The 10,518-nt window shown below is 66.9% G+C and carries 10 protein-coding genes; 8 read left to right on the top strand and 2 right to left on the bottom strand.

Going from position 1 to position 10,518, the window contains the following annotated elements; genetic code table 11:
• The coding region (locus AB1609_07685) for a hypothetical protein (GenBank protein MEW6046349.1) at window positions 1-531 on the top strand (531 nt) is incomplete at its 5' end.
• On the opposite strand, the gene AB1609_07680 is transcribed toward AB1609_07685, so the two are convergent.
• Together AB1609_07680 and AB1609_07675 are read right to left on the bottom strand one after the other, a co-directional pair.
• Window positions 506-1,000: a four-helix bundle copper-binding protein gene (locus tag AB1609_07680; protein MEW6046348.1), complete on the bottom strand. Its 495-nt coding sequence runs from the start codon at window positions 998-1,000 to the stop codon at window positions 506-508. The genes AB1609_07685 and AB1609_07680 overlap by 26 nt on opposite strands.
• Window positions 1,001-1,279: 279 nt before the next feature.
• A complete protein-coding gene (locus tag AB1609_07675) occupies window positions 1,280-2,221 on the bottom strand; it encodes an EamA family transporter (GenBank protein ID MEW6046347.1) in 942 nt (313 codons plus the stop codon).
• Window positions 2,222-2,648: 427 nt separating this feature from the next.
• Between AB1609_07675 and AB1609_07670 the strand changes: the two genes are divergently transcribed.
• The 7 genes from AB1609_07670 to AB1609_07640 all read left to right on the top strand — a co-directional run.
• Window positions 2,649-5,105, top strand: coding sequence for an ABC transporter substrate-binding protein (locus tag AB1609_07670; protein MEW6046346.1), 2,457 nt, complete (start codon window positions 2,649-2,651; stop codon window positions 5,103-5,105).
• Between the two features lie 110 nt (window positions 5,106-5,215).
• The gene (locus AB1609_07665) at window positions 5,216-6,328 is read left to right on the top strand and encodes an ABC transporter permease (protein MEW6046345.1); all 1,113 of its coding nucleotides are present in this window, start codon (window positions 5,216-5,218) and stop codon (window positions 6,326-6,328) included.
• Entirely contained in the window at window positions 6,325-7,668 is a 1,344-nt protein-coding gene (locus AB1609_07660) for an ABC transporter permease (protein ID MEW6046344.1), read from the top strand. Before AB1609_07665 ends, AB1609_07660 begins: the two co-directional genes overlap by 4 nt.
• A gap of 96 nt (window positions 7,669-7,764) precedes the next feature.
• Window positions 7,765-8,652: an ABC transporter ATP-binding protein gene (locus AB1609_07655; protein MEW6046343.1), complete on the top strand. Its 888-nt coding sequence runs from the start codon at window positions 7,765-7,767 to the stop codon at window positions 8,650-8,652.
• A gap of 35 nt (window positions 8,653-8,687) precedes the next feature.
• On the top strand, window positions 8,688-9,644 hold the full coding sequence (locus AB1609_07650) for an ABC transporter ATP-binding protein (GenBank protein MEW6046342.1): 957 nt from the start codon (window positions 8,688-8,690) through the stop codon (window positions 9,642-9,644).
• Window positions 9,644-9,844, top strand: a complete 201-nt coding sequence (locus tag AB1609_07645) for a hypothetical protein (protein MEW6046341.1) — start codon at window positions 9,644-9,646, stop codon at window positions 9,842-9,844. The genes AB1609_07650 and AB1609_07645 overlap by 1 nt, the downstream gene beginning before the upstream one ends.
• Before the next feature lie 71 nt (window positions 9,845-9,915).
• On the top strand, window positions 9,916-10,518 hold a 603-nt coding region (locus AB1609_07640; GenBank protein MEW6046340.1), incomplete at its 3' end, for a PIG-L deacetylase family protein.

Below are 10,518 nucleotides of genomic sequence, written 5' to 3'. Positions count from 1 at the left end.
CGGGCCGGCCAGGTGGGGATCGGCATCACCGAGTACGGCCTCTCGTGGCGCACCCCCAGCTTCCGGCACCTGGCCGACTTCACGGCCGCCCTCTGGACGGCTGACGTGGCCGGTCGCATCATGGCCGGCCGGGCCGAGCTCGCCCACTACTTCGCCCTTCAAGACACCGGCGGCCACGGACTTCTGGACTCGGCCGGCTTTATCCGTCCCACCTACCACGTCTTTCGCCTGCTGCGGGACTTCCACGGGTCGGTCGTCCCCGTCCTCCTGCAGGGCGCGCCCCCCACCCTTTCGGTCTATGCGGTCGCCGGGGACGACGGCACCCTGCGAATCCTTGCCGTCAACATGGACAGCCGGGCGGGCGCACGCCTCCGTATGGAACTTCCCGATGGAATCCCGCTGCTCCCCGAGAGCGTTCGGTGCCTGACCGAGGCCAGCTTCGAGCAGCACGACGACGCCGAAGAAGTTCCGCCGGCCCCGGCCCTGCTGCTCCCGCCCCGGTCCGTCACGGTCGTGACCGTTCGCTCATGAGCCGGCACTCCTCGGCGCAGTGGCGGCAGTGCCGGGCGCAGTCCTGGCAGTGCTCGTCCTGAAATCTCTCGCACTCCGCGGCGCAGTCGTCGCAGGCGGTTGCACAAACCCCGGCCAGCTGTCCGGCGTAGCGGCTGCCCCTGGCCATGAGCGCGGCCGACAGGGTGCAGACGTCGGCGCAGTCGCGCAGCAACTGGACGCACCGAACCCTGGCCTGCACGTCGGGTTCTTTCAGGCACGAGGTGATGCACTCTTCACACGCCCGGGCGCACCGGGTGCAGGCGTCAATGCAGGCCTGCCACTCCTGCACCGACGATTCGACGACGGCACCAACCTCCTGCCCGAAGCGGACGGCGCCCTCCGGATACACCCGCCCTCCGAAATGAGGCCCCACCGGCCCGGCCTTGCCGGCCCGTCCTGCCAGCGGGGGGCTCACCGGCCGGGTTCCCCGATCCTGCACGTCTCCCATGGCTGTCTCCCTTCCAGAGCTGGCGGCGGCCCCTGGAGAGACGGCACGCCGGGGATAGTATGGCCTAAGCGACCCAGCTTTCTGAGGCGTCGCAGACTGCCAGCGCTGATAGCGGGGCGCTGGCGCGGTCTCCACAGTCTTCCATGATGCCCCACCGGCAGCTGTGATTGCGGCCCGTGGGGCACCGGGTGGCTCACCGGCCGCACGTATGCCGTACAGCCTTGCTCCAGTGGCACCCGACAAGGGTGCGAAGCGGCACCGACGGGTTCCCCCTGAAGCCTACGACAGTCGTAACAGCACGAGTCCCACAACGACGGCTGCGCCGCTCGCCACCCTGAGGCTCGTGACCCGTTCCTTCAGGAAGAACCGGGAAAGCACCAGCCCGAACAGGATGCTGGACTCGCGGGCCGCCGCGACGTAACCGAGCGGCGCCTGCTCCATCGCGAAGAGGATGAGGATGTACGCCAGACCACCCATGAAGCCCACGGGAAGGTACAGGCGCCAGTTGGAGCCGACATCGGCCCGCACTTCGGCCCACCGGCCCTGAAGCGCGGCGGTCAGCGCCAGCAGGGTCAGCGTCCCGGCGGTCTCCAGGTAAAAGTACACGACGGGGCCAATCGCCCTCGCCGCAAGGCCATCCACCAGCGTGTAGCCCGAGATGAGCAGGGCCGCCAGCGCAGCGCAGCCCACCGCCGGGTTGTGCCACTCCAGGCGCCCCGCGTGACGCCGAGCCGAACGCCCGCCCCCGCTTTGGGGCGGCCCACCCGGCCGTGGCCCCCTGTCGCCGAAACGGCCACCTGTGTCCCCACCTGCGCTTGACCCAAGGGCCAGCACCCCCGAGACAACCGCCAGGATGCCGGCCCACCCCAGAGGGCTCGGCCGCTCCCCCGCGAACAACATGCCCCAGAGCGTAACCAGAAGCGGCGCAAGCCCCCTCGCAATCGGGTAGACGAGGCTGAAGTCCCCGCTAGAGTAACCCCGAAGCAGAACCAGGAAGTAGCCGAAATGAAGCGGCACGCTCGCCGCAACCCACACCCATTGGTGCGGCTCGAGGCCGCTTTGCCAGACCGCGACCGCAAACCACGGCAACAGCACGACGCACTGGAATGCGATGAAGCCGACGGAAAACGCCAGCCGGCTCTGGCTTCGCTTCAAAAGCGAGTTCCAGAGGGCATGAACCGCTGCGCCGCTCAGCACCAGAAGGAACGCTGTCAGTTCCACGGTTGCCCCGCCTGCCCCTCCGCCCGGCTTGAGCGTGCTGCCGATCGGCCCACCCGGGCTGCACGCTGCCGCTCAGGTCACCGCGGCGGGCGCCTTCCTGTCGGCCGTTGCCGGGGCCGCCGGCAGCAGGAGATGGCCGCTGTGCGTGCCGGCCTGGCTACCGCCACTTCCTCGCCCCGTCCCGTTCGTCGGGGTTCCGCGACCGCAGTGGAGGTCCTGCTCCAGGGCCTGTCCTGTGGCGGGCTCTGGTGCGCCCCCCTCTTGTCAGAGAGGTTTTCTAAGGAATGCGGCAGGGATTGGACAAGATGCGGCGAATCATCCCGGCGCCGTCGCACCGGACCTTCATTGACCGTTGCGTTCTTTGGGGTACCTGACGCCGCGCGCCGGCGGCCTCCGGTGTCACTAAAACCCCAGGGGGGTGAGGGGGGTGTCCCTAAGAGCTGGTTGGGTCGGATCCGTGGTGTTGGTTTTCGTACTGGCGTTCGCGGTGAGCACCGCGACGGCGGAGCAACGCATGGGAGCGTGGGTGGATGAGGTCATCGTTACCGAAGAACCCTCCGCAGCCGCTGCCGTGACCAGGCTCGAGGTAGGCGAGCTTGACGTTTACGCTTACGGCGTCTCCGATCCCGCCATTTTCCAGAAAGTATCCGCTTCTCCGGCCCTGGGCTTCGAGCGGTCCTTCGGTTCGTACTCCGAACTGACGTTCAACCCCGCAGGCCCCGTCCTCGAAGACGGCAAGTTGAACCCGTTTGCAGTCCCGAGAGTCCGTGAAGCCATCAACTGGCTCGTGGACCGGGAGTACATCGCCGAAGAGATCCACGGGGGAATGGCGGTTCCCCGCTACCTGCCCATCACGAGCGCCTTCCCCGATTACGCCCGGCTGGCCGACATAGCGCGCCAGCTCGAACTCCGCTACGCGCACGACCCCGAACGGGCGAAAGCGGTCATTACCGAAGAGATGGGCAAGCTGGGGGCCACGCTGGTGGGCGGGAAGTGGCACTACCAGGGAGAGCCCGTCAAGCTGATCCTCCTCATCCGAACGGAGGACGAGCGGCGGGAGATCGGCGACTACCTGGCGACGCTGCTGGAGGAGCTCGGGTTTACCGTCGAACGCCAGTACAAGACGGCGGCTGAGGCTTCGCCCATCTGGATCGGCAGCGACCCCGCCAAGGGGCTGTTCCACATCTATACCGGCGGCTGGGTGACCACGGTGGTCGCCCGGGACCAGTCCACCAACTTTAACTTCTTCTACACGCCGCGGGGCCTTGCCCGCCCGCTCTGGCAGGCTTACAAGCCGGCCACCGAGTTCGACGAGATTGCGGACAGGCTGGCCCGGCGTGACTTCAAGACGATGGAAGAGCGCACCCAGCTCTTCGCCCGGGCGCTGGAGCTTGCGATGCAGGATTCCGTCAGGGTGTGGCTCGTCGACAGTCTCAGCATTTCCCCGCGCCGGGCGGAGGTCAAGGTTGCAGCCGACCTCGCCGGGGGCATTTACGGGGCGTATCTGTGGCCTTACACCATCCGGTTCACCGACAGGGTCGGCGGCACGATGCGAATCGCGATGCCCAGCATCCTGACCGACCCCTGGAACCCGCTGGATGGCACCAACTGGATCTACGACATGATGCTCATCCGGGCCACGGCTGACTACGGCTACATGTGGGATCCGTTCACGGGCCTGCATTGGCCCCAGCGGGCCGAGCGCGCAGAGGTTTACGTCAAGGAGGGCCTGCCGGTCAGCCGGACCCTCGACTGGGTCGACCTGAAGTTCGTGCCCGAAAACCGGGTGCCGCCTGACGCCTGGCTCGACTGGGACCCCGTTGCCCAGCGTTTCATCACCGTGGGGGAGAAGCATCCGGAAGGCCTGACGGCAAACCGGAAGACGGTCGTCTACTACCCCAACAACCTCTACAACGTGAAGTGGCACGACGGCAGCAACTTCTCCCTGGCCGACATCGTGCTGGGCATCATCCTCACCTTCGACCGGGCCAAGGAAGGCAGCCCTGTCTTCGACGCGGCAAAGGTGCCGGCCTTTGAGACGTTCCAGCGCTACTTCCGGGGCGTGCGCATCGTCCAGAAGGACCCGCTCGTGATCGAGACGTACACGGACCTGTACTACCTCGACGCCGAGTGGTACGTCGGGACCTGGTTCCCGTACTATGATCAGGGGCCCGGCGCCTGGCACACGCTGGGGCTCGGGCTCATGGCCGAGATGAACCAGGAGGCGGCCTTCTCCAAGGACAAGTCCCAAAAGCTCGGGGTCGAATGGCTCAACATGATCGCCGGCCCGACGGTGGGCGTACTGGAGCGGTTCCTCCGCAAGGCCAGCGATGAGAACTACATCCCGTACGCGCCCGCGCTCGGCCAGTTCATCAGCGCCGCCGAGGCCCGGCAGCGCTGGGCCAACCTGGCTGCCTGGTACCGCGAGAAGGGCCACTTCTGGGTCGGCTCGGGCCCCTTTTACCTCGAGCGGGCGTACCCGGTCGAGGGCATGGTGCACCTCAAGCGGTTCGCCGACTACCCCGACCCCGCGGAGAAGTGGGTCCGCTTCGGGGAGCCCATGATTGCCGACCTCGAGGTCGAGGGCGCCACCCGGGTGAGGATCGGCGCCGAGGCGGTGTACGACGTGGCGGTGACCTTCCAGGGCAAGCCATACCCGGTGGCTCTGGTGGAGAACGTGAAGTACCTCGTCTTTGACGCCCGCGGCGAGCTCGCGCTCACGGGTACGGCGCAGGCAGTCGGGGACGGGCTGTGGCGGATCGTCCTGACCGGGGCGCAAACCGGACGCCTTCCGGCGGGCTCCAACCGCCTCGAGGTGATCGCGGTGCCCCGGGTGGTCAGCATCCCCAGCTTCGAGTCGGTGGTGTTCGTGACGACCCGGTAGAAAGTGACTGTCAGTCGGACGGGGACGTTGAGGGGAGGGGCGCTGCCTCCCTCCCTTGACGTTCCCGTCCCGTAGGGAGGGGAGCCGTGGCCACACCGGCCCTGTCGTGGATTCAAAGGCTGGGCGTCAGGACAGGGGCGCCTGCGACCGCGCTGGCCAGGGTCGGCAAATACACCCTGGTTCGGGGGGTCGCGCTGTTCTTCACCGTGGTCGTGGGGGTCTACCTGACCATCCTCGTCGCCAACATGGGCGGGTACGTCGACCAGATCCGCAGGGCGTCCATCTGGGAGATGGTGGCGGTCGGCGTCGCGGCCAACCCAGAGCTGCAGGAACTGTCCCCTGCGGAGCGCAGGAGGCTCATCGAGCAGCAGGTGAAGATCCTTGAGGAACGCATGGGGCTTGACCGGCCGTTTGCCGTGCGCAGCTTCATGTACCTCAAAAACGCCCTGACGCTGGATTTGGGGCGGGCCGAGCAGTTGACGAGCGACAGCGGGTCGCGTCAGGTGCGGCTGATCCTGCTGGAGCGGCTTGCACCGACCCTGTTGCTCTTCGCCACCGCCCAGCTGTTGCTCTTCTTCGTATCCGTCTTCGTTGCCCTCTTCCTGTCCCGGCGTTACGGCAGCACCCTGGACAGGGCCATCGTCGCGCTCGCGCCCACCTCGGCCGCTCCCGCTTGGTTCTACGGCGTCTTCCTCATCCTGATCTTCGCGGCCGCGCTGCGGGTCCTGCCCTTCGGCGGGATGGTCGCCGCTCCGCCTCCCCGAGAGCTCCTGCAGTACGCCCTAAGCGTACTCAGGCACCTGATCCTGCCGGTCACCGCCATCGTCGTCAGCGCCATATTCCTCACCATCTACTACTGGCGTACCTTCTTCCTCATCTACTCCAGCGAGGACTACGTGGAGATGGCGAAGGCCAAGGGGCTGCCGTCGAGCGCCATCGAGCGGCGCTACATCCTCAGGCCAACGCTTCCCACCATCATCACCAGCTTCGCCCTGACGCTCATCACGTTGTGGACGGGGGCCATCGTGCTGGAGACCATCTTCAACTGGCCGGGGCTCGGCCGGCTGCTCTTCCGGGCGATCGGCCTCACCGATACGCCGGTGATCGTGGGGTCGGTCGTCATCTACGCATACCTGCTCGCCGTGACGGTCTTCGTGCTGGACATCGTCTACGCCCTGGTCGATCCCAGGGTGAAAGTCGGAGCTGAGAGCCCGCGATCATGAAGGCGTTGCAGGAAGGGCTCAGGCAACTCGCCCGGTACCCGTCGGCCGTCGCGGGGCTGGTCATCATCGCAGGGCTGGTGGGCCTCTCCATCTACACCGTCGCCAGCATGCCGCTCAGCGAAGGGATCAGGCTGTGGCGGGGCAGCGAGGGCGTCTGGCTGGAAAACCCCAAAAACGCCATGCCGCGATGGGTCAACCTCTTTCCCGGAGTCAACCTTCCCGAGACCGTCGTGCTGAGCACCACCGCCAGCCCCGGACTGAAGCGGGTGGAGGCGCTCTCCGAGGATCTCAAGCAGGTCAGCATCGCCTTCGCCTTCAACTACCCGTACGACGACTTTCCGCAGGAAGTCAGCGTCTTTCTCGAGGGGACGTATGAGGAGCGGCGGCCGAACGTCTCCCTCTCCTGGAAGACCCCCGACGGCCGCGAGATCCGCCTTGGCGAGCGCCCGGTGAGAGCCGCGGAGACCTACCGCCTGTCGCAGGACGCCCGCCTCCAGCGCCGGCTTGGGGGCCGGGCTCCCGAGGTCGGGCTCTTCGCCGATCCGGGGGCGGAAAAGCCCGTCCCGCTCAAGGGCACGTACAGCCTCATCGTCGAGGGACTGCTGTTCGGGGAAAGCGACGATCTGGACGCGAAGCTTGTCGTCTACGGCAAGGTGCACGGGCTGGCGGGAAGCGACCACCGGCGCCGGGACATCATGGTCGCGCTGCTGTGGGGGGCGCCCATCGCCCTCGCCTTCGGCTTTCTGGCCGCCGTGGGATCCACCGTGACCACCATGGTCATCGCGGCCATCGGGGTCTGGTACGGGCGGTGGGTTGACGGACTCATCCAGCGCGTGACCGAGGTCAACCTGATCCTGCCCGTTCTCCCCATCCTCATCATGGTGGGAACCCTGTACTCCAAGAGCATCTGGGTGATGCTGGGCGTGGTCATCCTTCTAGGGGCGTTCAGCGCCGGCATCAAGACGTACCGGGCGATGTTCTTGCAGGTGAAGGAGTCGCCCTTCATCGAGGCGGCGAGAGCCTACGGGGCGAGCAACCTGCGGATCGTGTTCCGTTACATGATTCCAAGAGTGGTGCCGGTGCTGGTCCCGCAGTTCGTCGTCCTGATCCCCACGTACGTCTTCCTCGAGGCAACGCTGGCCGTCCTGGGGCTGGGCGACCCCGTTCTGCCGACGTGGGGGAAGGTGCTGGAGGACGCCTATTCCAACGGCGCCCTGTACAACGGCTATTACTACTGGGTATTGAGCCCCTCGGTCCTGCTCATGCTGACGGGTCTCGGCTTTGCCATGCTGGGGTTTGCCCTTGACCGCATCTTCAATCCGAGGCTGCGGGAGATGTAGTGGGGTAGTCGCATAGATGGGGTAGCCACGAACGGCCCGCTGCGGGTTGAAAACCTGCGCCTCTACTTCCGAACCACCAAAGGGACGGTCCAGGCGGTGGACGGCGTCAGCTTTGGCCTTACCCGGGGCCGAACGCTGGTGGTCATCGGCGAGTCCGGTTCGGGGAAGAGCTCGCTGGCCAGGGCCATCCTGAGGCTCTTGCCGCGGAACGTTCACACGTACACCGGGCGGGTCTTCCTGGGCGGAACCGACGTCATGCGGCTCGACGAGGAACGCTTCCGCCGGGAGGTCCGGTGGCTCAAGGTCGCCCTGGTGCCGCAGGCCGCGATGAACTCGCTGAACCCGGTCATCAGGGTCGAGGAGCAGGTTGCCGAGCCGCTGCTGATTCACCGCCGCGTGACCGGCAAGAAGGAGGCGCTGGAACGGGTCAAGGAGGTCTTCCGGCTGGTGGGGGTGCCGGCGGACTTCCTGAACCGCTACCCGTTCGAGTTGAGCGGCGGAATGCGCCAACGGGCCGCCATCGCGATGGCACTGGTGATGCAGCCGGAGCTGGTGCTGCTCGACGAGCCCACCTCGGCCCTCGACGTGCTGACCCAGGCCAATTTGATGAACGTGCTCAAGCGGATCAAGCGGGATCTGGCGACAACGTTCATCCTCATCACCCACGACATCGCCGCCGCCAGCGAGCTGGCCGATGACGTCGCCGTCATGTACGCGGGGCAGGTGGTGGAGCTGGCCGACGCCGCGCGCTTTTACCAGGAGCCGCTCCACCCGTACTCGAAGAAGCTCATGGGGAGCGTACCGACCCTGCGCGAGGAGAAGGCGCTGGCCTTCATCCCGGGCCAACCGCCCAGCCTGATCAACCCGCCCGGGCGCTGCCGGTTTGCAGACCGCTGTCCGGCGAGGTTTGCCCGGTGTGAGGAGGAGCCGCCCCCCGTGGAGGTTGAAGACGGGCGATGGGTCAAGTGCTGGCTGCACCGGTGAAGCCGCAGACCACAGGCGAGCCGCTGCTTTCAGTCATGGGTCTGCACACCTGGTTCGAGCTGAGGCGGTGGGGCTTTGTCCGCACGGGCGTCGTCCGGGCCGTGGACGGGGTAAGCTTCGAGCTCAGGCGGGGTGAAGCGGTCGCCATCGTTGGGGAGAGCGGCTGCGGGAAGAGCACGCTGGCGAAGACCATCCTGGGCCTGCATGCGCCCACCAAAGGCGAGATCGTCTTCGACGGAAAACGGATCGACGCAGGCGGGTCACAGGAGATCCGGTGGTACCGGTCCCGAGTCGGGTACGTGCAGCAGGACCCCTATGGCGCGCTGCCCCCTTTCATGGATGTGCACCGCATCCTGGAAGAGCCCCTGCTCATCAACGGCGCCAGGAGCAAGCAGGAACGGAACCGGCGCATCCGCAAGGCCCTCGAGGAGGTCAAGCTGGTCCCGGTTGAGGAATTCCTGCCGAAGTTTCCCCACATGCTCAGCGGGGGGCAGCAGCAGCGCCTCGTCATCGCGCGGGCCACCATCCTGGATCCCAAGCTCATCGTGGCGGACGAGCCCGTGTCGATGCTGGATGCGTCGGTGCGGGTGGAGATCCTGCAGCTTCTGTACGGCCTGCAGCAGGCCCACGACCTGGGCGTCATCTACATCACGCACGATCTGTCGACGGTCCGCTACTTTTCCGAGCGCATCTTCGTGATGTACGGCGGCAAGATCGTGGAGCAGGCACCCACCACGCAGATTCTGCGAAACCCGAGCCACCCGTACACCCAGGCGCTTCTGGCCGCGATTCCCGATCCGGATCCGGCCAACGCGGTCACGTTCAAAGTGGTGCCGCCCGGGGAGCCGCCGAGCCTCGTCAGGCCTCCGCCGGGCTGCCGCTTCCACCCACGCTGCCCGCTGGCCATCAAGGGGCTCTGCGAGTCAAAGGAGCCGCCGGCATTTGAGGTCGCGCCGGGGCACCGCGCGGCGTGCTGGCTGTACCGCGAGTGATGCGGGCGAAGCCGATCGGCCTGGTCGCCGCAGGCTTGCTGTTGCTGGTGCTGGGGTGGGTGCTGCCCTTCCTGATGGTGGTTCGGATCCTGCCGCCGAGCTTCCTGTTGAGCTTCGTGGCCTATGCCGCGTCCCTGATCGGCCTGGCCGTCGGCCTGTTCGGGCTCGTGGAGTACGTCCGCTCGAGCCGGCACAGCTAGCGCTGGCCTTCCGGGTGTGGAGGGATCGGGGGCAGAGAGACGAATCGGGCCGGCGGGGAGTGAGGGCATCAATGCCATCCGCGCCCGAGGTCATCCGCCAGATCGTGCCGCCCCCGCAAATCGAGCAGTGCCGGAGGGTTCTGTGCGTTCAGCCGCACCCGGACGACACCGACATCGGGGCAGGCGCCACCATTGCCCGGCTGGCTCGGCTGGGCGCCGAGATCTTCTACCTGACCGTGACCGATGGCAGGGCAGGGCAGCACGGACGGGAGCTTGCGCCGGATGAACTGGCTTCGGTTCGAAAGCGGGAGCAGGAGGCCGCGGCCCGGGTGCTCGGCGTCAAGGAGCTCCGGTGGCTGGGCTACCCGGACTGCGGCGACTACTCCGAGCATGCCGTGCGGCAGGACGTGATCCGGGCCATCCGGGAGCTTCGGCCCGACCTGGTGATGACGGTGGACCCCCACCTGCCCTATGAGTCGCACCCGGACCACCTGATGTGCGGGAGGGCGGCGGCGGGAGCGGTGCTCTTGTACAACTTCCTCAACATAAAGACCGACCCGGCCGTCGACGGAGCGTTTGCGCCGTACGAGCTGAAGGGCATCGCTTACTACCACACGGCCAACCCGAACAGTTACGTCGAGGTGTCCCAGGAAGAGTGGGATCGGAAGTTTGAA

Source organism: Bacillota bacterium (assembly GCA_040754675.1).
GTDB lineage: Bacteria > Bacillota > Limnochordia > Limnochordales > Geochordaceae > Geochorda.
Note: the sequence above shows the minus strand (reverse complement) of the source record. Positions and strands in the feature narration are given on the sequence as shown.